Origin of the sequence: Geodermatophilus obscurus DSM 43160, assembly GCF_000025345.1 — a bacterium.
Classification (GTDB): Bacteria; Actinomycetota; Actinomycetes; order Mycobacteriales; family Geodermatophilaceae; genus Geodermatophilus; species Geodermatophilus obscurus.
The window spans coordinates 3835667-3856814 of sequence record NC_013757.1; the positions used below are offsets into that span (position 1 = coordinate 3835667).

The 21148-nt window shown below is 75.7% G+C and carries 18 protein-coding genes; 8 read left to right on the plus strand and 10 right to left on the minus strand.

The window, feature by feature from the left end; genetic code table 11:
* Positions 1 to 63 precede the first annotated feature (63 nt).
* Both GOBS_RS17860 and GOBS_RS17865 read left to right on the plus strand, forming a co-directional pair.
* Positions 64 to 447, plus strand: a complete 384-nt coding sequence (locus GOBS_RS17860) for a PaaI family thioesterase (RefSeq protein WP_012949666.1) — start codon at positions 64 to 66, stop codon at positions 445 to 447.
* Between the two features lie 285 nt (positions 448 to 732).
* Entirely contained in the window at positions 733 to 2103 is a 1371-nt protein-coding gene (locus tag GOBS_RS17865) for an FAD-binding oxidoreductase (protein WP_012949667.1), read from the plus strand.
* Between the two features lie 330 nt (positions 2104 to 2433).
* Here the strand turns inward: GOBS_RS17865 and GOBS_RS17870 are convergent, their stop codons facing one another.
* The 6 genes from GOBS_RS17870 to GOBS_RS17895 form a co-directional block, all read right to left on the minus strand.
* Positions 2434 to 2667, minus strand: a complete 234-nt coding sequence (locus GOBS_RS17870) for a hypothetical protein (RefSeq protein ID WP_012949668.1) — start codon at positions 2665 to 2667, stop codon at positions 2434 to 2436.
* 305 nt (positions 2668 to 2972) lie between these two features.
* Positions 2973 to 3395, minus strand: a complete 423-nt coding sequence (locus GOBS_RS17875) for a hypothetical protein (protein WP_012949669.1) — start codon at positions 3393 to 3395, stop codon at positions 2973 to 2975.
* A 171-nt stretch (positions 3396 to 3566) separates the two neighbouring features.
* On the minus strand, positions 3567 to 4538 hold the full coding sequence (locus GOBS_RS17880; protein ID WP_012949670.1) for a hypothetical protein: 972 nt from the start codon (positions 4536 to 4538) through the stop codon (positions 3567 to 3569).
* Positions 4539 to 4715: 177 nt separating this feature from the next.
* On the minus strand, positions 4716 to 4898 hold the full coding sequence (locus GOBS_RS17885) for a hypothetical protein (RefSeq protein WP_012949671.1): 183 nt from the start codon (positions 4896 to 4898) through the stop codon (positions 4716 to 4718).
* Positions 4899 to 5022: 124 nt separating this feature from the next.
* Entirely contained in the window at positions 5023 to 5487 is a 465-nt protein-coding gene (locus GOBS_RS17890; protein ID WP_012949672.1) for an NUDIX hydrolase, read from the minus strand.
* A gap of 227 nt (positions 5488 to 5714) precedes the next feature.
* Positions 5715 to 6509, minus strand: coding sequence for an enoyl-CoA hydratase/isomerase family protein (locus GOBS_RS17895; RefSeq protein ID WP_012949673.1), 795 nt, complete (start codon positions 6507 to 6509; stop codon positions 5715 to 5717).
* Positions 6510 to 6907: 398 nt separating this feature from the next.
* Between GOBS_RS17895 and GOBS_RS17900 the strand changes: the two genes are divergently transcribed.
* Positions 6908 to 12925, plus strand: a complete 6018-nt coding sequence (locus tag GOBS_RS17900) for a DUF4011 domain-containing protein (RefSeq protein WP_012949674.1) — start codon at positions 6908 to 6910, stop codon at positions 12923 to 12925.
* 174 nt (positions 12926 to 13099) lie between these two features.
* On the opposite strand, the gene GOBS_RS17905 is transcribed toward GOBS_RS17900, so the two are convergent.
* Together GOBS_RS17905 and GOBS_RS17910 are read right to left on the minus strand one after the other, a co-directional pair.
* Entirely contained in the window at positions 13100 to 13495 is a 396-nt protein-coding gene (locus tag GOBS_RS17905) for a type II toxin-antitoxin system VapC family toxin (RefSeq protein WP_012949675.1), read from the minus strand.
* Positions 13492 to 13728, minus strand: coding sequence for a FitA-like ribbon-helix-helix domain-containing protein (locus GOBS_RS17910; RefSeq protein ID WP_012949676.1), 237 nt, complete (start codon positions 13726 to 13728; stop codon positions 13492 to 13494). The genes GOBS_RS17905 and GOBS_RS17910 overlap by 4 nt, the downstream gene beginning before the upstream one ends.
* 209 nt (positions 13729 to 13937) lie before the next feature.
* On the opposite strand from GOBS_RS17910, the gene GOBS_RS17915 reads away from it, so the two are divergent.
* From GOBS_RS17915 to GOBS_RS27695, 5 genes are all read left to right on the plus strand, one after another.
* On the plus strand, positions 13938 to 15041 hold the full coding sequence (locus GOBS_RS17915; RefSeq protein ID WP_012949677.1) for a serine/threonine-protein kinase: 1104 nt from the start codon (positions 13938 to 13940) through the stop codon (positions 15039 to 15041).
* A 69-nt stretch (positions 15042 to 15110) separates the two neighbouring features.
* On the plus strand, positions 15111 to 15248 hold the full coding sequence (locus tag GOBS_RS27690) for a hypothetical protein (protein ID WP_012949678.1): 138 nt from the start codon (positions 15111 to 15113) through the stop codon (positions 15246 to 15248).
* 2 nt (positions 15249 to 15250) lie between these two features.
* Positions 15251 to 16435 carry a TRAFAC clade GTPase domain-containing protein gene (locus GOBS_RS17920; RefSeq protein ID WP_012949679.1) on the plus strand — a complete coding sequence of 395 codons (1185 nt, stop codon included), beginning with the start codon at positions 15251 to 15253 and terminating at the stop codon, positions 16433 to 16435.
* The gene (locus GOBS_RS17925) at positions 16432 to 18090 is read left to right on the plus strand and encodes a GAP1-N2 domain-containing protein (protein WP_012949680.1); all 1659 of its coding nucleotides are present in this window, start codon (positions 16432 to 16434) and stop codon (positions 18088 to 18090) included. The genes GOBS_RS17920 and GOBS_RS17925 overlap by 4 nt, the downstream gene beginning before the upstream one ends.
* Before the next feature lie 113 nt (positions 18091 to 18203).
* Positions 18204 to 18374: a hypothetical protein gene (locus GOBS_RS27695; RefSeq protein WP_012949681.1), complete on the plus strand. Its 171-nt coding sequence runs from the start codon at positions 18204 to 18206 to the stop codon at positions 18372 to 18374.
* Positions 18375 to 18520: 146 nt separating this feature from the next.
* On the opposite strand, the gene GOBS_RS17930 is transcribed toward GOBS_RS27695, so the two are convergent.
* Positions 18521 to 20737, minus strand: a complete 2217-nt coding sequence (locus GOBS_RS17930) for a SpoIIE family protein phosphatase (protein WP_012949682.1) — start codon at positions 20735 to 20737, stop codon at positions 18521 to 18523.
* Between the two features lie 12 nt (positions 20738 to 20749).
* Positions 20750 to 21100 carry an STAS domain-containing protein gene (locus tag GOBS_RS25645; protein ID WP_012949683.1) on the minus strand — a complete coding sequence of 117 codons (351 nt, stop codon included), beginning with the start codon at positions 21098 to 21100 and terminating at the stop codon, positions 20750 to 20752.
* Between the last annotated feature and the right edge of the window lie 48 nt (positions 21101 to 21148).

Below are 21148 nucleotides of genomic sequence, written 5' to 3' on the forward strand. Positions count from 1 at the left end.
CCGGAGCCTCCGGCACGACCCGGCCGGTGAGTCGGACGGCGCCCCTGCGGGTAGCGCCGCGACATGAGCGAGCAGACGGGCCCCGGGGGCTTCGCACAGCGGATCGGCGCCCAGGTGGAGGACGCCGACGACGGCGGCGCGCGGATCGCCTTCGAGGTGCGCGAGGAGCACCTCAACCCGGCGGGCACGCTGCACGGCGGTGTGCTCGCCACGCTGGTCGACACCGCCATGGGCCAGGCGGTGCGCACCACCACCGGGGAGGGTGAGGTGCCGGCCACCAGCCAGCTCACCGTCACCTACCTGCGCCCGGGCAGCCCCGGACCGCTCGTCGTGACCGGCCGGGTCCGCACCCGCGGGAAGCACCTCACCGTCTGCGAGGCCGACGTCGAGCAGGACGGCGAGGCCGTGGCGCACGCCGTCGCGACCTTCGCGCTGCTGCACCGCTGAGAAAGGACCCCCTGCCCCCCACCACTCGCAGGCTCGCGGCGGGACCCTGCAGGGGGCCAGCGGGAGCAGGGCCGTTACCGGCCGCGCTGCGGGCCCGGCACCACGGTCGATGGGCCCTGTCCGCGGGGGTGCGGCCTCACTACGGTCGGCCCCGGCCGGCGACGACGGGGGCTGCGCCGGGCCCGCAGCGACAGCCGCAGCCCCCGGGCCGGTGACCGCGCTGCCGGCCGGACCCCGCGCCCCCGCCGGCGTCGTCCATCGTTCCGGACGACCGCTGGAGGGGCCATGACCACGCAGGTGCCAGGCACGCTCGCCGACCGCTTCCGGGGCCAGGTGATCCGGCCCGGGGACCCGGACTACGAGGAGGCGCGGCACGTCTACAACGCCATGATCGACGCCCGGCCGCACGTGGTCATCCGGTGCGCCGGTACCGACGACGTGGTGGCCGCGGTCCGGTACGCGACGGAGACCGGTCGCGCGGTCGCCGTCCGCGGCGGCGGGCACTCCGTGCCCGGCTTCGGCACGGCGGACGACGCGGTCGTCGTCGACCTGTCGGTGATGCAGGCCGTGGACGTCGACCCGGCCGCCCGGACGGCGTCCGCCGGCGGCGGGACGACGTGGGGCCGGTTCAATGACGCGACCGCCGCCTCCGGGCAGGCCACGACCGGCGGGATCATCTCGACCACCGGCATCGGCGGGCTGACCCTCGGTGGCGGCATCGGCTACCTGTCCCGCGGCGCGGGTCTGTCCTGCGACAACCTGGTCGCCGCCGAGGTGGTGACCGCCGACGGCCGGGTGGTGACCGCCGACGAGGACGAGAACGCGGACCTGTTCTGGGCGCTGCGCGGCGGCGGCGGCAACTTCGGCGTCGTCACTCGCTTCACCTACCGGCTGCACCCGGTGGACCAGATCTACGGCGGGCCCGTGTTCTTCGAGCTGGCCGACGCGCCTGCGGTGCTGACCTTCTACCGCGAGTTCATCCGGGAGGCACCCCGCGAGTACGGCGGCTTCCCGGCGTTCCAGATCGCCCCGCCGCTGCCGTTCGTGCCGGAGGCCCGGGTCGGTGAGCCGTTCGTGGCGGTCGTCTCCTGTTACAACGGCTCCGCGGAGGAGGGCGAGCGGATCATCGCCGGTCTGCGCGAGGTCGCCGCACCGGTGGCCGAGCACGTCGGGCCGATGCCCTACCCGGCGCTCAACAGCGCCTTCGACCCGCTGGTCCCGCCCGGGCTGCAGCACTACTGGAAGGCCGCGTTCGTCACCGAGCTGACCGACGAGGCGATCGCCGCGCACGTCGAGCACGGCGCCCGGGTCCCGGTGGTCAACTCGACCATGCACATCTACCCGATCAACGGGGCAGTGCACGACGTGGCACCCGACGCCACTGCCTTCGGCCACCGCGACGCCCACTTCGCGACGGTGATCGCCGGGATGTGGCCCGACCCGGCCGACAACGAGGCGAACACCCGCTGGGTCCGCGACTACCACGCGGCGATCGCGCCGCACTCCCAGGCCGGGGGCTACACCAACTTCGCCTCGGCCGACGACGCGGGGAAGGTCGCCGAGAACTACGGCGCGAACTACGAGCGGCTGCGCGAGGTCAAGCGGGCCTGGGACCCGGGCAACCTGTTCCGCCTCAACCAGAACATCGCGCCGTGACAGCTCGGGGAGGCGTCGTGCAGACCATCGCGCGCACCGACCTCCCCGTGGCGATGGAGGGCGACGGGGTCGAGTTCCGGACGAGGCGGGGCAGGCGTTCCCTTGGGCGGCCGGCCACGGGCCCGAGGCGCTGACCGACTGCGAGTACGTCGACTTCTCCCCGCCGGAGGAGCCCGGAGCAGTCGTCCGGCACCTCCAGCGGCTGCCCGGCGCCGGCTCCGGGACAGGCTGCCCGGTCGCGCGTCGTCCTGGCCGGGCGGGACGGTCACCTCGACGGACGAGAGGGGCCGGGGCCGGACGACGTCCGGTCCCGGCCCCCACCGCGGGACCTCAGCCGCTCATGCGCGAGCGCAGCAGCGCCTTGCCCTGCTCGGCCCCCTTGCGGCTGTCGCTCTGCGCCTTGCGGAACAGGTCGGCGAGCTCGTTGTCACCGTCCCGTTCCGCGTCCTGGACGTAGGTCTCCAGCCGCAGGGCATTGCTCAGGCACTGCTCGGTGAACCAGATGAGGTTGTAGTCCTTGTCCTTGGTGCCGGTGACGTCGCCGGTCTCCGTGGCTGCGCTCATCGCGTTCCTCCTCGACGGTTGCTCGGGCACTCGCGCGCCGACGTCTCCGTGGCAGCTGCCGCGGACGACGCCGGCAGGGCCAGTGCAGCGGATCGGCCGCCGCAGCGGAACCGGTGCGTGCGCGCCGAGTGACTGCCGGAACAGCCCCCCTGCCGGGCCCCGCCCCCGTCCAGGGCACCGCCCCGAGCGCTGATGGCCCTCTTGCAGGGTCCGCCGCGCGCTTGCGAGTGGCGGGGGGCAAGGGGGTCCTCCAAGGGGAGGGGGGGTCCTCCTGCTGCGAGAGGCGGGGGCGGGAGGGTCCTTCGTCAGCTCGGGCGGGTGCCGGCGAGCTCGCGGGCGGCCGCGGCCGCGTCGGTGTCGAGCACGCGGGCGCGCTCGTGGCGCTCGATGAGCTGGTGGTAGCGGGTCCACGCCTCCTCGGGCCGGATGCCGAGCGCCTCGGCGATCTGCTCCCAAGAGGCACCGCCGCGCAGGGCGGCGCGGAACCCGGTCAGCTGGCTGTCCCGGGCCTTTCGCGCCACGACCTCACCGAGCGCGAGCAGCTCCAGCGACTCGGGGACGTCGAGCGACGTGGTGGCCGACCGGAACGAGGTCCAGTCGTCGGCGTCGACGTCCTCCGCGGTGTTCAGCGTGGTCTCCCCGCTGTCCCGCCGGGCCAGGAAGTCCAGGCGGGTGACAGCCGTCGTCAGGGAGAACTCCTGCTCGAGGGTGTCGGGCGTGATGCTCATGCGGCATCCCATCCCCGACCCGGTCCGCAGGTCAAACACGGTGCGACCGAGATCTCCCCGATCCAGCGAGCCCCGACCGACCGCGCCCGCCCGTGCACGTCATGGGCTCGCCCGGACGGCGCGAGGGCCCGCCCCCGAGCGGGAGCGGGCCCTCGTGAGGGGTGTGCGACGTCAGCTGTCGACGCCCACGGCCTCCTTGGCCAGCGCGGCGACCTGGGTCTGCGCGGCGTTCACGATGCTGGTCCGCTTCTTGTGGGTCTCCTCGTAGCGGATGATCACCCGGACGTCGTGGGCGCTCTTGAGCTCCTTGACCGCCTTGATGGCGTCCTGGGTCGACAGCGAGTCGTAGCCCTTGATCGGCAGCTCGTCGGCGCTGACGTCGCCGAGCTCCTCGCGGGCGGCCTTGGCGGCGTTGGCGGCGTCCTTGTTGCCCTCGCGACGGGCGATCCGCTCGGCCCGGCGCAGCGCGGCGCTGCGGCCGACGGTCAGCGTCTCGCGGACGGCGTCGGTGAAGGAGGAGGCCTTGTCGGTCGCCTCGTTCAGCCGCTCACCGGCCTGCTCGCGGCGCTGGTGCACCGACTCGACGACCTCGTTGACCCGGTTGGCCCAAAAGCGGACCGGGGCGTTGGCGGCGCGGGCGGCGGTGCCGGCGACCCGCTGCAGCGCGGTGGCCTGCAGCGCGGCCGGGCCACCGAGGGCCTCCTCGGCCAGGACGACGGTCAGCCACTCGACGGTGGCCTTGTGCGCGGTGATCAGCCGCTCGGCGAGCTGGCGGACCTTCGGCAGCTCGGCCTGCTCGGCGAGCACCTTGAGGTAGGTGGCGCGGTCGAGCAGCTGGTGCTCCAGATTGAGGTCCTGCAGCAGGGCCTCCTCGAGCGGCTCGGCCTGCTCGAAGCCGGCCTTGAGGACGGCGGAGAGGCGGCCCACGGCCGGGGTCACGACGTCCGGCACGCCACCGATGGCGCGCAGCTGGTCGGTGATGGCCTGGGTCCGCTCGGCGGCGTTGTCGGCGTTCTGGGTCAGCTCCCGGCGCACGGCCTCGGTGCGGGCCTGAGAGATGCGGGTCCGAGCGACCTGCTCCTCGGTCTGGGTCAGCAGCACGAGGGCGCGGAGCTGGTTGATGATCTTGGCGTTGTCGGCCATAGCGAGAAGAACTCCAAAAATCGGGGATGACCTGACTTCTGGAGTATTGCCCGGCATCCGCCCTCTGCTAACTCCTGCAAGCGCATTGCTTGCTGTGAACCGCGTCACGACATGTCGACGTGTCGACTCGGCGCCCCCCGCCCGGGCCGCCTGTGCCGCGCCCCGGACGGCCGGCGCTCAGCGCGCGGGGACAGCGGGCTTGCCGGGGCGCTCCAGCCGCAGCACCGGCTGGGTCAGCTCGTCGGCCAGCGGCGACCGCGGCCGGGACGACGGGGACGGGGACGGCGGGACCACCGCGCCGCAGCCGACGCAGAACCGGCCCTGCTGACGGGCCGCTCCGCACTTCGCACACGCCGACACCGGCGTCCTCCTCGCTCCCGGGAAGTCCGGCGACTTCGCTCGGCGGCACCCTGCCAGGTGCGGACCTCCCGCGGCGTGGGATGGGACGGGTGGGACGAGCTGTCGCAGGACCGTTGCCAACCGCTCAGCGCAGCAGGTCCAGCAGCCGGTCCAGGAGCGGCACCTGGCCCCTGACCAGCTTCTCCCGCGCCTCGTCGAGCGGCATCCACGCGGCGCGGTCGATCTCGGGGAACTCCTGCAGGCGGCCCGAGCGCGGCGGCCACTCGAGGGTGAAGGTGTTGCTGACCGCGGCCGCCGCGTCGAGGTCCCCCTCCGCGGCCCAGGCGGTGAGCCGCTTGCCGCCCGACTGCCGGACCTCACCCAGCGGGACGAGGTCGGTGACGGGCGCCGGGGTGCCCATCTCCTCGGCGAACTCGCGCAGCGCGACGTCCCGCGGCTCCTCGTCGGCGCCGTGCTCGCCCTTGGGGATCGACCAGGCGCCGGCGTCCTTGCGCGCCCAGAACGGGCCGCCCATGTGCCCGACCAGCACCTCGACGCCGCGCTCGTGATGCCGCCGGTAGAGCAGCAGCCCCGCACTCGTCCTCGGCATCCCGTCCCCCACTCCGCCTCGCGCCCTGCCCCGGGACGAGCAGAGCCCGAGGCCGCCCCCTCATGCTGCATGCCCCGGCTCTGCTCACCGGAGGGAGCAGAGCCCGCGGCACCCGGCAAGCACTTCCCCCGTGGCACTCGTGCTCTGCCCACCACCGTGGGCAGAGCACGAGCCTCCCGGGAGTCACCTGCCGCCCACCCGTGCCGCAGCGGGAGCGCAGAGCCGGATCAGCGCCCGGTCCACCGCGGCGGGCGCTTCTCCAGCCGGGCGGCGATGCCCTCCTTGCGGTCCTCGGACAGGTACGGGTTCGGCCCGACGTCCAGACGCAGGGCCTGCCACAGCGGCAGCTCGAGGGCCTTGACCGCGGTCTCCTTCATGCGGCGGACCGAGACCGGTGCGTTGGCGGCGATCTTCTCGGCGAGCCCGAGTGCCGTGGGCAGGACGTCGTCCGCCGGCACGAGGCGGTTGACCAGCCCCCACCGCTCGGCGACCTCGCTGGTCACGTACTCGCCGGTGTAGAGGAGCTCCAGGGCGATGCCCATCGGGATGCGCTTGGGCAGGACGACGGAGCCGAAGTTGGCGCCCATGCCGATCTTCGCCTCGGGCAGCCCCATGGGGACGCCCGGCGCGGCGACGCGGAGGTCGCAGGCCAGGGCCAGCTCGAAGCCGCCGGCGACCGCGGCGCCGGCGATCGCCGCGACGATCGGCACCGGCGTCTCGGTGACCACCTCGAAGAGGGCCCGGGTGGGCCGGTTCATCGGCGGGCGGAACCGCTCGCCGCGGAGGTCCTGCTCGCGGATCTCCGTGAGGTCGAAGCCGGCGCAGAAGGCCGGCCCGTTGGCGGCCAGGACGACCGCGCGGACGTTCCCGTCCTCGGCGCAGCGCAGCAGCTCCTCGACCAGGTCGGCCTGCAGCGCTAAGGACAGCGCGTTCCGGCGCTCCGGCCGGTCCAGGGTGAGCACCCGGACGTGCCCGCGCTCCTCGACGACCAGTCCCGACTCCCGGCGCTGCACATCTGCCATGCCAGCAACCTGGGGCACGGCGCCGCCCGGTCGCAACCGCGGGAGGCCGGCCCTCATCGGCGCCCGCACGCCCGGGACCGGGGAGTCGGGTGCAGCCGGTGGTGTGCGGCTGCGGCGCGGTCCCGGGGGCAGGACACGCCGCAGTCGCACACCACCGGAGTCGGGTCAGGGCGAGGCGCCCACGCCGACCAGTAGCGGCCCTCATCGGCGCCCGGCCGCGCCGTCGTGACCCTCCGCAGGTGCCCCTGGCCCGGCCCTCCTGCAGGGTCCCGCCGCGAGCCTGCGAGCGGTGGGGGGCAGGAGGGTCCTTCTCCAGTCCCGCCCCACCCGTCACACCCATCCCAGACGCCTCTGCAGCCTGAGGGGACCGGTCCGTCCGGACCGGTAGACAGGACGCCATGAGCACCACGCAGGTCCGGACCGCCGACCCGAGCAGCCGGCCGGCCGTGGCGATCCAGGCGACCTCGGCGCCGGTGCTCAGCTACGCGCTGGCGCACAACCGCGTCCCCGTGGTCTCCCGGCTGGCGTTCACCAACCACGGCGGCGCGGTGCGCGGAGCGACCGTGCGGCTCGGCGTGCGCGACGCCGAGGGCCCGATCGGCACCCCGGTCGAGCTGCTCGTCGACCTCGACGCGGGCCAGACCACCGTGCTCAACGACGTCGGCCTGGTCATGGACCCCGCGGCGATGCTGCAGATCGAGGAGCAGCGGCCCGGCTCGATCGAGATCGACCTGCTGGTGGACGGCGAGGACGTCGGCGGCACCGCCGTCCCGGTGCAGGTGCTCGCCGCCAACCAGTGGCTGGCCGCCCCCGTGCCGCTGGCGCTGGAGATGCTCGCCGCGCACGTCCTCCCCAACCACCCGACGGTGACCACGCTCATCGGCGAGGCCGCCGACCTGCTCGAACAGCGCACCGGGAGCGGGTCGGTGCAGGGCTACCAGTCCGGCCCCGAGCGGGTCGACGAGATCGTCGCGGCGCTCACCGAGGCGATGCGCCGCCGCGCCGTCCGCTACACCGAGCCCCCGGCCTCCTGGTCCGACGTCGGGCAGAAGGTGCGCACCCCCGGCGACGTCCTCGACGGGCGGGTCGGCACCTGCCTGGACACCGTGGTCACCCTGGCCGCCGCCCTGGAGCAGGCCGGCATCCGCCCGCTGCTGTGGGTCGCCGAAGGTCACGCGTTCCTCGGCTACTGGCGCGAGGAGCGCAGCGCCGAGAGCGTCGCCACCACCGACGTCGCACCGCTGGTCAACCTCGTCGACCTCGGCCTGATCCGGCTGGTGGAGACCACGCTGCTGACCAGCCGGGGCTCCGCCGACGCCGACCTGCACGGCGCGGCCTACAGCGCCTGGCTGGCGGGCGCCGGTGACCTCGACCGGGTCCTCGGCGTCACCGACGTCCACCGGGCCCGCCGCGACGGCATCGTGCCGCTGCCGGCCCGCACCCGTGGCCGGGACGGCGCGGTGCAGGTGTTCGAGTACCGCCCGGCGGTGCACAGCGTCGCCGCACGTCCGATCGAGCGGCCGGCGGCGCCGGGCGGACGAGGGGACCAGCCCGGCCGCCCGGAGATCCCGGCGCGCGTGCAGCAGTGGAAGAACAGCCTGCTGGACCTCTCGCTGCGCAACCGGCTGATCAACTACAGCGAGCGCGCCGGCCTGCCGCTGACCGTCCCCGCGACGCACCTGGCCGCGCTCGAGGACCTGCTGCACAGCGGCACCGCCGTCCAGCTGCTGCCGAGCGACCGCATCGCCGCCGTGCACCGCGAGCGCGGACTGTCCTCGGCCCGCGACCTGTCGGCCGCGCAGCTCGCCGAGCTCCTCGTCGAGCGCCGGGCGGTGCACGCCGAGGTCAGCGAGGGTGGCTACCTGCCGCGGCTGCGCAACCTCGCCTACCGGGCCAAGACCGTGCGCGAGGAGACCGGCGCCAACAACCTGTACCTGGCCCTGGGGAGCCTGGTGTGGGAGCTCGACGGCCGGCCGCTGCGCTCCCCGCTGGCGCTGGTGCCGGTCACGCTGACCCCGACCAGCCGCAACGGCGTCTACCGGCTGGCCCTCGACGACACCGGGTCCAGCACGCCGAACCACTGCCTGCTGGAGAAGCTGCGCCAGGTGCACGGCCTGTCCGTCCCCGGGCTGACCGAACCCACGGACGACGGCGCCGGCATCGACCTGGACGAGGCCCTGCAGGTGATGCGCCAGGCGCTGGCCGACGCCGGCCTCCCCCACCGCGTCGAGCCGACCGCCGACCTCGCCGTCCTCCAGTTCGCCAAGTACCGGCTCTGGAAGGACCTCGACGAGCACTGGGCCGACCTCACCGCCAGCCCGCTGGTGCACCACCTCGTGCACCGGCCGACCGAGGCCTTCGCCGACCCGGCCCCCGACACCGCCGGCGCCACCGACCTCGACGAGCTGGCCGCGGCCTGCCCGGTGCCCGCCGACGCCTCGCAGCTGCGCGCGGTCGCCGAGGCCGCCGCCGGGCGCACCTTCGTGCTCGAGGGCCCGCCCGGCACCGGCAAGTCGCAGACCATCACCAACCTGCTCACCCGCGCGGTCGCCGACGGCAAGCGGGTGCTGTTCGTCGCCGAGAAGCGCGCGGCGCTCGACGTCGTCGCGCGGCGGCTCGAGGCCGTCGGCATGGGCCCGTTCGTCCTCGACCTGCACGACAGGGGCGCCAAGGCATCGGTGGTGCGCGCCCAGGTGCAGGCGGCGCTGGAGCACGCGGTCGCCGTGGACGCCGAGGGCTCCGCCGACGAGGAGATGGACGCCGACTCCGACGACCTCCACTCGGCCCGCCGCACCCTGGCCCGCTACGCCGGCCGGCTGCACGCCCGGAACGCCGCCGGGCTGTCGTACTACACGGCGCGGACGGCGGTGCTGGCGATGCGCGACGACGTCCCGACGCTGCCGGTCTCCCCCGCGTTCGTCGCCGTCGCGTCCCCGGAGACGCTGACCGCGGTGCGCCGCGCGCTGGCGCTGCTGCCCGACATCGCGGACATGGTGCGCCCCTCGCCGCGGCACGCCTGGGCCTTCGTCGACACCGCGCAGGTCGACCTGCTGGCCGCGCAGCAGACCGCGGCCGCCGTCGACCAGGCCGTCCGCGACCTGCCGAGCGAGCCGCACCTGGCCCGCGCCCTGCGCGAGGTCCGCACGCCCGCGGACCTCGACGCGCTCGCCCACCTGCTCGGCGGCCCGGCGACGACCCTCGACGTCCTCGACGAGGTGCCGACCGAGCGCTGGAACGTGGCGACGACGACCGTGCTCGGCGAGGTCGCCGCGTTCAGCGGCGCCGTCCACCCCGGCCTGGAGCTGGCCACGCCGGCTGCCCTGGAGCTGCGTCTGGCCGACCTGTACGTCGCCGCGCAGACCGCGCAGGCCGGCCGGTTCATGGCCCGCCGGGCCGGGCTGAAGGCCGTCCGCGACCAGCTGCGGCCGGTGCTGCGGCCGGGCGTTGCGGTCAAGCTCGGTGACGTCCCCGAGCTGGTGGCGCAGCTGTGGCGGCTGCAGACCGCCGCCCAGGGCATCGTCGCCCGCGCTTCGGTGATCCCGGGGCTGGCCGTGCCGCCCACCTGGAACCCGCTGGCCGAGCCCGAGCTGCTGGTCGGCCAGGTCGAGTGGCTGGAGCGGGCCGGCCGGGCCACCGACAGCGCCAGCGAGTTCGCCGTCGCGCTGCGCCGCTGGGTCGTGCAGGGCGAGGGCCCCGACCTCGTCGCCGGCGCCGCCGTCGCCCGGCTGCGCGACGCGGTCACCGCGCTGCTGCGCGTGTGCCGCAGCAACCCGCGGCGGCTGGCCGAGTGGGCCGGGGACGACGGCCTGGTGCTGCGCTGGCAGATGACCAGGCCCGAGCGCGGTGTCGAGCACACCGGGCTGATGTCGCTGCGCCGGTGGGCCGACCTCGTCGACACCCTCGAGCCGCTGCGCGCCGCCGGGCTGCACGAGGCCCGGGCGCTGCTGGTCACCGGCGAGCTGCCCGCCGAGGACGCCGTCCGCGCCTTCGAGCGGGGGCTGGCCCGGGCCTCGGTCGCCGAGCGCCGCGACGCCTCGGGTCTCGACGACTTCGACGCCGACGCGCACGAGCGGGCGATCACCCGCTTCACCGCCGCGTCCCGGGCGGTGCGCGCGCGCCTGCGGTCGGCGCTGCCGGCCGCCGTGCTCGCGGCCCGGCCGTCCGTTGCCGCAGACGAGGAGGTCGGCGTCCTGCAGCGGGAGCTGGCCAAGGCGCGGGGTGGGCTGGGCGTGCGCGCGCTGCTGGCCCGGTACGGCCGGCTGGTCACCACCGTGATGCCGTGCGTGCTGGTCAGCCCGGACTCGGTGGCCCGCTTCTTCCCCGCCGAGGCCGGTCTGTTCGACCTGGTCGTCTTCGACGAGGCCTCGCAGATCCGGGTGGCCGACGCGGTCGGCGCGCTCGGCCGCGCCAAGGCCGCCGTCGTCGTCGGGGACAGCCGGCAGATGCCGCCGACGTCCTTCGCCGAGCCGACCTACGGCGTCGCCGAGGACGACGCGGTGGAGCTGCTGGGCACCGCGGTGGAGGACGAGGAGTCGATCCTCTCCGAGTGCGTGCAGGCCCGCGTGCCGCGGCAGTGGCTGTCCTGGCACTACCGCAGCCAGGACGAGTCGCTCATCGCGTTCAGCAACGCCAACTACTACGACAACCGGCTCTCCTCGTTCCCCGCGCCCACCCACGGCCGGCCCTCGGCGGACGTCGACGGCCGCGGCATCTCCCTGGTGCGGGTCGACGGCACCTTCCACCGCACCGGCGCCGGGCGGCTGCTGCGCACCAACCCGATGGAGGCCAAGGCCGTCGTCGCGGAGGTGCGCCGCCGCTTCGACGCCTCGCCGGACACCCTGCCCTCGATCGGCGTGGTCACCTTCAACGCCCAGCAGCGGACCTATCTGGAGGGCCTGCTGCGCGACGCCGGCGACGAGCGCCTGGTCGAGGCGCTGGACCGCACCGACGGCGAGGGGTTGTTCGTCAAGAACCTGGAGAACGTGCAGGGCGACGAGCGCGACGTCGTGCTCTTCTCCACCGGCTTCAGCGTCGACGACCGCGGCGTGCTGCCGCTGAACTTCGGTCCGCTCAACCGGGTCGGCGGTGAGCGGCGGCTCAACGTCGCGGTGACCCGCGCCCGGCGGCAGGTCGTCGTCTTCTCCTCCTTCGACCCGGCGCAGCTGCGCGCCGAGCAGACCTCGTCGGTCGGCGTGAAGCACCTGCGCGCCTACCTCGACCTGGCCGCGCTGGGCACCGACGCGCTGCCGCGCGACGCCCGGCCGGTCGCCGTCCCCGACCGGCACCGCGAGGAGATCGCGGCGGCGCTGCGCGACCGGGGCCTGAGCGTGCGCACCGACGTCGGCCTCTCGGATTTCCGCGTCGACCTGTCGGTGGCGCACGCCGGGACCCCGGACGAGCCGGGCCTGGCCGTGCTGCTCGACGGTCCGGCGTGGGCCCGGCGGCGCACCGTCGGGGACCGCGACGGCCTGCCGGTCGAGGTGCTGTCGGGGATGCTCGGCTGGCCCGCCGTCGAGCGGGTGTGGCTGCCCGCCTGGCTGCGCGACCGCGAGGCGGTGCTCGACCGGCTGGTCGCCGCGGTGGCGGCGGTGCCCGCGACCGCGGCGGCGCCGGCCGCTCCGGCGCCCGTGGTCGAGGAGGACCCCGAGCCGATGGCGGAGGTGCCGCCGCTGCCCGCGCCCGCCGAGCCGCCGGCGTCCGAGGTCCGCGCGATCCTGCCGCTGCGTGCCGCGCCGCCGGCCGTCGTGGAGACCGTCCCCGAGCCCGTGGTGGCGTCCTCCGGGGAGACCGTCGTCGAGGAGCCGACGGCCGCACCGGCCGCCGGGCCGGCCCGGCGTGCGCCGCGGAAGCCCGCCGCCCCGGAGCTGGACGGCGAGACCCCCTTCGCGCCGTGGACGCCGAAGGGCGGCCTGGAGCGCAAGGCGCTGGACTCGCTCGACGACCCGCGGGCGGCGCGCACCGTCCGGCGGGTGCTCACCGCCGGCCTCAAGGCCGAGGGCCCCGTGCACCGCGACCGGCTGGTGCGGATCGCGGCCGGCGCCTTCGGGCTCTCGCGGGTCGACGAGGGCCGCCGGGACGCGCTGCTGGGGCTGCTCCCCGACGGCGTGGTCGACGGCGACTTCGTGTGGCCCTCGACGCTGGACCGGGCCGGCTGGACCGGCTTCCGCCGCCAGGCGGCCGGCGCCGACCGGCCGCTGGAGCACGTCGCACCCGAGGAGGTCGGCAACGCCATGGTCGCGCTGTGCCGCGCCACCGGGGAGCTGGCCGAGGACGAGCTGTTCGTGCGCACCGCCGAGGTCTTCGGCTACCGCCGCCGGACGCCGTCCCTCACGCCGCTGCTGCAGGCCGCGCTGACCCGGGTGCTGGACGGCGGCCGGCTGGTGCGGCCGGAGTCCGGGCTGCTGACCGCCCCGTGACCGTGCCGGCCCCGGGCCGGCCTCGTCCAGGGACTCTCCGCGGCCCCGTCCAGGTTCCCGCTGGCCCCCTGCAGGGTCCCGCCGCGAGCTTGCGAGTGGTGGGGAGCAGGGGGTCCTTCGACGAAGGGTGGGGAGGACGGGGTCCTTCTCCGGTGAGGAGGACGAGGTCCTTCTTCAGTCCGGGAGCAGGAACGGGCAGGTCGGACCACTGGCCCGGGCGAGGCGGCGGTCCAGCGTCACCAGGGGGACGGCGAGCTCCTCGGCCAGGGCCACGTACGCGGCGTCGTAGGCGGTCACCGCCGGGTGGAGCTCCCAGATCCGGGTCGCCAGCGGGTCAAAGCCGAACGACCTGACGCTCATCCGCGTCAGGTCGAGGTGTGCGAGTGATGCGGCATCGACACCGAGCCGGCCGGCCAGCACCGCTCGGCGCAGGACGTTCGATGCCTGGATCTGCATGTGGGTCGGTGCGGTGAGGTCCTCGCCCCGCAGCAACGCCCGCGCCCATCCCCCGTCGCTCCCGTCGTCGACGAGCGCTGCGACCACGACGGACGCATCGACGACCAGGGTCACGACCGGTCGGCATCCCTGGCCTCGAGGATCGCGTCCGCCGGCAACCGGGTGCCGGTCGCCCGGACCCGCTCGGCCACCCGATCCCACAGCTCATCGGGATCCGGTCGCCGGGCGAGCGCCGTCAGCTGTCCTCGCACGTACTCCTGGAGCGACTGACCCGCGCGGGCAGCCCGGGCAGCCAACACGTCCCGGGTCTCCTCGGGGACGTTGCGGATGGTCACCGACACGGCCATGACGTCAGTTTAGCGGCGTTGACTGCACAGTGCATGCAGCCCACGGCAGGCGCCCAGGGTGAAATGGGGGAGGTCCCCGATGGTCGTCGGCACGGGGATGCGTGCACCCTGGTGGGACCGGATGGATGCACGGGCGGCCGACTCCCACCTCGCTCCCAGGTAGGGGACCTAGCCTCGGCCCCGCCGCCGTCGATGGGAGGCCGTACCGCGTGGACGAGGCGCTGAACTCCGCCGGAGCGGTCGCCGACCTGGCCGGGACCCGCCAGATCGGCCTGCTCGAACCCGGCGACCCGGACCGCATCGGTCCCTACGACCTGCTGTGCCGGCTGCCCCGCGGCGGCCAGGGCGCCGACGTGTTCGTCGGCTCGGCCGGGGCCGCCGGCGCGCTGGTCGTGATCAAGCGGCTGCCCGAGGGGGCGCCGGAGCTGGCCCGCAAGCGGCTGGCCCGCGAGGTGGAGAACGCCGCCCGCGTGAAGAGCTCCCGGGTCGCCGCGATCGTCGACCAGGACCTCGAGGCCGGGGCGCCCTACTACGTGCAGCACTACGTCTCCGGTACGCCGCTGGACGAGTTCATGGCGCACCGCGCGGGCGGGCTCAACGCCGAGGAGCTGCGCCGGATCGCCATCGGCCTGCTGCGCGCGCTGCGCGACGTGCACGCCGCCGGCGTCGTCCACCGGGACGTGAAGCCGGGCAACATCATCATCGCCGGGGACGACGTGTGGCTGGTCGACTTCGGGATCAGCCGCTACATCGGCCCGGAGCCGCCGTCGGGCACCGCGACCACCGGGATGGCGGCGCTGGGCACCAAGCTGTTCGCCAGCCCCGAGCAACTGGCGGGCGCGGTGCTCACCGAGGCCAGCGACGTCTACAGCTGGGGCATGGTCATCGCGTTCGCGGCCGGCGCGGTGCACCCGGTGGACCCCGACGACACGATGCCGGACTCCGACTACTACCTGGCACTGCGGGCCGGCCGGCTCGACCTGACCCGGGTGCCACCCAACCTGCTCGACAGCGTGGAGAAGGCGCTGCGCTTCAACCCCGAGCGCCGTCCGACCGTGGCCCAGCTGGCCCGCCAGGTGGAGCAGCGCACCCGCTGGCTCGGCGAGACCTCGCAGATCCCCGACCCGCGGACGACGGTGCGCGACCTGCAGTCCCTCGGTGCCGTGACCGAGGCGGCGCGCTACGAGCTGGCCCGGCTGGAACGGGCGGTCGCCGACACGTGGAGCGGCTTCGCCGTGGCCGCCGCCGCGATGGTGCTGCTGGGCATCGTCGCCGGGCTGCTGCTCGCCGTGCTGTACCACGCGGTGTTCTGAGCCGTGGTGTGACGAGCCCTGGTGTGACGAGCGTGGTGTCCTGAGCCCCGACCCCCGAGGAGGAGCACCGTGTCCGGGTTGTACGAGCGTGCGCTGGCCCAGCAGCGGCTCGATGCGCGCCGCCAGCGGTTCCGCGAGCGCCAGCGGCTGCTGCTGGCGATCCTCGCCGTGACCACCGTCGTGTTCTTCGCGCTGTTCGTCCGCTGACGATGCGCCGCCGCGTCTGCCCGCGCTGCCTGGAGCCCCTGACCGCGCCGGTGTGGCGCGACGCCACCGGTGCGCCGACCCGGCCGCCGGTAGAGCGCCGGACCCGCTGGCAGCGGCTGCTCGACCCGCTGCGCACCGATCCGCTGCCGCTGCCCACCGTCCGGGACGCCGCGTACGCGGCCGCGGCCAACGTGGTGCCGACCTGCCCGCGCGGGCACCGGCTGCCGCCGGAGTACCTCGACCGGCCGACGGTCGTCGTCGGCCTGGTCGGGCTGACCGGCGCGTCGAAGAGCACCTACCTGACGGTGCTCATCGACCTGCTGCACGAGGGGGCGCTGGCGCCGCTCGGCATCTCCGTGGAGATGGACGAGGAGAGCGCCGCCCGCTTCGACGACCACCGCTACCGCTTGCTCGTGCAGCACCAGCAGCTGCCGCTGACCCTGCCGCTGCTGGGCGAGGGCAGCTCCCCCGACCCGTTCATGCTCGTGCTGCGCGGCACCGGCCGGAACGGCGCCGAGCGCACGGTCAACCTGGTGTTCTTCGACGCCTCGGGCGAGCAGCTCTACCGCAGCGAGGACATGGGCCTGTACGGCAAGTTCCTCTACGCCGCGGACTCGCTGCTCCTCGTCCTCTCCCCCGGCGTCTTCCCGCGGCTGCGCTCGCTGGCCGACCCCGGCGAGGACTCGATGGGCCTGGCCCGGCACACCCAGATGGTGGTCAACCTGGCCAACGTGCTGCGCGCCGCCCGCAACCTGCCCCCCGACGCGCACCTGGACGACGTCGCGACGGCCGTCGTCCTGAGCAAGGCCGACAAGCTGCGCGGCGTGCCGGACTTCCCGGCCGAGACGCTGCGCGACCCGGACCTGCGCGCGATGCCGCTGGCGCACTGGTTCGCCGACGTGCGGACCACCAGCTCCCGGCTGGTCGACTTCCTCGAGGTCAGCGGCGGGTCGAACCTGCTGACGGCGGTCCTGCACCGGCTGCCCCGGCCCACCGTGCACGCGGTCTCGGCCACCGGTGCCGACGCCCGGGACGGCGGCTACCCGCGGATCGCGCCGGTCGGCGTGCTCGACCCGCTGCTGGTGCTGCTGGCCCGCGCCGGCTTCCTGTCCGAGGAGGGCCTCGACGCCGAGTCCCGGGACGCCGAGGAGTACGGCGCCGGCCTGCGCGGGGAGTGGTCGCGGTGAGCAGCCGGGCCTGCCCGCAGGCGCTCTACACCTCGGCCAGCCGCACGCTGGAGGGGCCGGGTTTCGGCGTCTACGCGCACTCGGCGGACTGGCCGGCCGAGGTCGGCCGGACCCGCAAGGCGCTCGGCGCGCTGGTCGGCTTCCGGCCCGCGGACGGCGAGGCCTACGGAGTGCTCTTCCGCGGCACGGGCCGGGTGCTCTACCGCGCGGTCGCCGCCCGGGCCGACGGCTTCGGCCGCCCCGGCAACTACCTGGTGCACCTGCTGTGGGATGCCAGCGGCCGGCTCGGCGCCCGGGAACTGCTGGCACTGCGCCGGGCCGGGCGGTTCCTCGACGCGCTGCCCGAGGACTCCTCCCCCACCGCCGAGCTGCCGCCGCTGCGGGTGGCGGCCGCCGACCGGGCCGCGCCGGCGCTCACCCCCGACGAGGTCGACGCGCTGACCCCGCCGCTGGCCGGGCTGCTGGCCACCCTCGCCCGGGGCGCGGGCAGCTGCGCGCTACCCGTGCGGACGGCATCGGGACGGGAGGTGGCCGAGGTGCTCGTCGCCGTCCTGCCGCGCGCGCTGACCGCCGGCGTCTCGCTGCAGGCCGGCACGCGGGAGGACGACGGCGACACCGCGCCGGTGCGCGTGCAGCTCACCGACTCGCCGGCGCCGGCAGCGGCCGGGCCGCACGACACCGAGCGCGCCCGCACGCTGCTCGAGGCGGCGAGCAAGGGCGAGCTCGCGCCCGACGACCTGGCCGACCTGCGCCGGCTCGACGCGTGGCTGTTCGCCGACGCCTGGGCCGAGCAGGACGCCGCCGCGCTGTCGGCCGACCAGGTGGCGAGCGTGTTGGAGTCCTCGGCCGCGCCGGGCTGGCTGGCCCGGAGGAGCAACGCGGCCGTCGCCCTGGAGGCCGCCGCGGGCAGCCCGGCGGTCGAGGCGGCGCTGCGGGCGGCGGTGGACCGGTGGCCGGCGGTCGCCGAGCTGGTCCGCGGCCGGGTGCTGGCGGCGCTGCTGGACGAGGTGTTCGACGGCGCCGAGGGCCCGGCCGAGTTCTTCGTCGAGGTCGCCGGCATCGGGCAGCGGGACCTGTGCGCGGCGCTGGCCGACGAGGTGCGCCGCGGGCGCCGGGTGGACCGGCTCGACCGGGCGGCCGGCCTGCTGGTCGAGCAGGCGCTGACGCTCGGGGTGGACCTGCCGCTGCTGGGGCTCACCGGCGAGACGTGGGAGCTGGCGCTGCTGGCCACCCGCCGTCCGGTCGTGGGCGACGCGCTGGTCGCGCAGTGGCGGTCCGGCGGCGGGTGGACGGCCGAGCACGGCGCGCTGCTCGGCCACCTGCTCGTCGCCGACCCCGGCTGGCTCGCCCGGCTGGGCGACGCCGTCCCGGTCTCGGCGCTGCCGGCGGCGCTGCGGTGGGCGGCGCTGCGCCTGGACGTGGCCGGCGTCGGGGCCCTGGCCGAGGCGGTCGCGACCGGGGACGGCGCCGGGCGCGGGTGGGCGCTGCGCGAGGTGGTGTTCGGCTCCGAGCTGCCGCCCGGCGACGTGGACCAGGTGCTCGGCCGGCGGCTGGAGCTGCTGCTCGTCGACGACGGCTGGCCGCGGGAGCTGGCCGAGTCGTTCGCCCGCAGCCGCGGCGACTCCCCGTTCCGCCGCCGTCGCCGCGCCGACTGACGGAGCTCCTGCTCCCCAGGAGTCCCACCCGCACACCGCCGTCCCGTGCGCCCCGGGCTCCCCGGGCCCAGCCCCTAGCCTCGGGAGGGACCACGCACGGAAGGACCCTCATCGTGGCCAAGCACCTGCTGGACGAGACCGCCGAGTTCGCGCTCCCCACCGCCGGGCGACACGCGGCGGACGGTGAGGACGACCCGGGCGACCGGACGCAGCGGTTCGTCGCCGGCGTGCGTCGCCAGCCGCCGGTCCCGGGCCGTGCGGAGGTCGACAACCGCTCCCGGTGACACCGCATCAACGCCCGGCCGACTTCTCCTCCGCAGCTCGTGCTCTGCCCACCGTGGTGGGCAGAGCACGAGTTCCCGCGGGAGACACCTGTCGCGGCGGGTCCGGTGCGGCTCGAGCACGGCCCACGCCCTCGGTGTCTGCCGCCTCAGGTGCGGCCGAGGCCGACCAGCGTGACGTCGTCGGTGTCCGGCGGGTCGAGCGCGGCGAGCACGTCGTCCAGCAGCGCGTCGGGCTCGCTGCCGGCGGCGGCGGCGGCGCACAGCGCGTCCAGCCGGTCCGGCAGCGGGACGTCGCGGCGCTCCACCAGGCCGTCGCTGTAGAGCAGCAGCCGATCGGGGCCGGCCAGCCGGAAGCGGGTCTCGGCGTAGTCCACCTCGTCGAGCAGACCCAGCGCCGGGCCCCGCCCCTCGCCGAGCAGCCGCACCCCGTCGACCGTCGCGTGCAGCACCGGCAGGTGGCCGGCGCTGGCGACGGCGACGTCCCCGGTCCCGGGGTCCAGCTCGGCGACGACCGCGGTGGCCAGCTCCCCGGGCAGCAGCGCCGCGATCACCTCGCCGAGCCCCTGCAGCGCGGCGGCGGGACCACGGTCGCGCAGCAGGTGGGCCCGCAGCGCGTGCCGCAGCTGCGCGGTGACCGAGGCGGCGGCGAGGCCGTGTCCGGCGACGTCCCCCAGCACGATCGCCAGCCGGCTGCTGGGCAGCGGCACCAGGTCGTACCAGTCGCCGCCGACGACGTCCGCGGCGCTGGGCCGGTAGCGGACGGCCAGCGCGACGCCCGGGACCTCGGGCAGTGCTTCGAGCAGCAGCGTCCGCTGCAGCGCCGCGGCCAGCCGGTCGTCCTCGGTCGCCCGCTGCAGCGCCGACTCCGTCAGGTGCGCGGCCAGCGCCCGGGCGGCGGCGATCTCGTGCTGGTGCCACGGCGCCGCCGTTCCGCGCACCGTCTCCCGCCAGGCGGCGAACGAGCGGCGCGGGCTCAGCCGGGGCCCGGTCCCGGTCTCGACCGTCTTGGGCGTGTGCGGGTTGCCGCCCCAGGTGACCTCGCGCGGGGTCTCCGGCCGGAACCAGGCCAGGAAGTCGCCGCGCCCGCCGCCGACCTCGACGGCGAGCAGACCGCTGGCGGTGTCGGCGACGTCCGCGGCCGCGGGCACGAGGGTGCCGAGCGCGTCGGTGGCCGGGCGCCCCTGCGCCAGCAGAGCGGCGACCAGGCCGGGCACCCGATCGGCCGGCGGGGTGCTGCCCAGCAGGTGCAGCCGGCCGTCGAGGCGGACGGCGGCGCCGGCGGCGGGCAGCAGGTCCAGCGCCGTGGGCGTCCCCCCGGTGAGCGCCTGCGCCGGCGCCCGCGGGGTGCGGCCGAGCGCGGCGACCAGCTCGGCCTGCCGCTGGGCGACGGCGACCACGCGGCCCTGCTCGCCGGCCTCGACCGTGGTGTGCAGCAGCAGCGAGGCGGTCCGGCCGAGGAACTCCGCGGCGACCCGGTCGGCGTAGGAGGGGCGGTGCGGGCCGCTGTAGGAGTGGCACGCGATCAGCCCCCACAGCCGGCCGCGGTCGACGAGCGAGACCGACATCGACGCGACGACGCCCATGTTGGCCAGGTACTCCAGGTGCACCGGCGAGACGCTGCGCAGCACGGCGGCGGAGAGGTCCAGGGGCCGGCCGGTGACCGGGTTCGCGCCCGGCTCCAGCGGCACCGGCCGGTAGGTCGCGTCGGGGATCAGCCGCAGCCAGTTGGTGGCGTACAGCGCGCGGGCCTGGGCGGGGATGTCGCTGGCCGGGTAGCGCAGGCCGAGGAAGGGCTCGAGGTCCGCGCGCCGGTCCTCGGCGACCACCTCGCCGTTCCACTCGGGGTCGAAGCGGTAGACCATCACCCGGTCGAAGCCGGTGAGCGCCCGGACGTCGCGGGCCAGCGTCGCGGTGAGCTCCTCGAGGGTGCCGGCGGCCGACAGCCGCTGCAGCACCCGCGGCAGCCGCCGGTGCCAGGCCGCGCCGGCCTGCTCGGCGCCGGCGAGCGGCTCCCACTCGGTGACCAGCAGCCCGTCGGCGCGGTGGACGACGAGGTCGAGCTCCGAGCCGGCGACGGTCACCCGCAGCGGGTTGAGCTCGGTGAGGTCCCCGGCGAGGCCGGCGCGCAGCCGGTCGAGGTCGGCGGGGGCGAGCACGTCGGCCAGCGATGCCGGCTGCGTGCCCAGGACGTCGGCGGCGCCGGCCGAGGCGACGACGGCGAGGTCGGGCTCGGTGACCGCGAGCAGCGCGCCGTGCGGCTGGATCGCGCCGGGAACGGCGATCGGCTCATCGGCGCAGCGCTGCAGCGCGTCGTCGTCGACCCCGGGGACCTCGGGTCGGGGAGTGCTCGCGATCGACGTCATCGCCGCCCGACCCTACGGACCGACCTCGTCGTCCGTCAGGCTGGGCGACTCGACGATCGGCACCAGCGCCCGCAGGTCCAGCAGGTCCACCACCAGCCGCACCGGCCGGTTGGCACTGGGGCAGACCACCTCGAGGGAGACCCCGTCGGCAGCGGCGCGGCGGGCGATGCGCGCCAGCTGCCGCGCGCCCGAGCTGTCCATGAACGTCGTGTCGGTCAGGTCGACGACCAGGCACTGCGGCTGCTGGGACAGCTGGGACTCGAAGGCCTCCGCGAGGTGCGGGGCGGTCGCGATGTCCAGTTCGCCGCGTACTGTCAGCGCCGGCCGCCCGAGGACCGTCGTCCGTTCGACGTCGAACTGCACGGCTCGGTCCTCCCATCGACGACGCGGAACCTGAGCAGCCTAGATGCC

Excerpts from the sequence above, each read along its gene's own strand:
- GOBS_RS17920 (WP_012949679.1), top strand. The coding sequence starts at position 15,251 with ATGCGCCGCCGCGTCTGCCCGCGCTGCCTGGAGCCCCTGACCGCGCCG.
- GOBS_RS17895 (WP_012949673.1), bottom strand. The coding sequence starts at position 6,509 with ATGGCAGATGTGCAGCGCCGGGAGTCGGGACTGGTCGTCGAGGAGCGC.
- GOBS_RS17870 (WP_012949668.1), bottom strand. The coding sequence starts at position 2,667 with ATGAGCGCAGCCACGGAGACCGGCGACGTCACCGGCACCAAGGACAAG.
- GOBS_RS17890 (WP_012949672.1), bottom strand. The coding sequence starts at position 5,487 with ATGCCGAGGACGAGTGCGGGGCTGCTGCTCTACCGGCGGCATCACGAG.
- GOBS_RS17875 (WP_012949669.1), bottom strand. The coding sequence starts at position 3,395 with ATGAGCATCACGCCCGACACCCTCGAGCAGGAGTTCTCCCTGACGACG.
- GOBS_RS17880 (WP_012949670.1), bottom strand. The coding sequence starts at position 4,538 with ATGGCCGACAACGCCAAGATCATCAACCAGCTCCGCGCCCTCGTGCTG.
- GOBS_RS17900 (WP_012949674.1), top strand. The coding sequence starts at position 6,908 with ATGAGCACCACGCAGGTCCGGACCGCCGACCCGAGCAGCCGGCCGGCC.
- GOBS_RS17865 (WP_012949667.1), top strand. The coding sequence starts at position 733 with ATGACCACGCAGGTGCCAGGCACGCTCGCCGACCGCTTCCGGGGCCAG.
- GOBS_RS17860 (WP_012949666.1), top strand. The coding sequence starts at position 64 with ATGAGCGAGCAGACGGGCCCCGGGGGCTTCGCACAGCGGATCGGCGCC.
- GOBS_RS17930 (WP_012949682.1), bottom strand. The coding sequence starts at position 20,737 with ATGACGTCGATCGCGAGCACTCCCCGACCCGAGGTCCCCGGGGTCGAC.
- GOBS_RS17910 (WP_012949676.1), bottom strand. The coding sequence starts at position 13,728 with ATGGCCGTGTCGGTGACCATCCGCAACGTCCCCGAGGAGACCCGGGAC.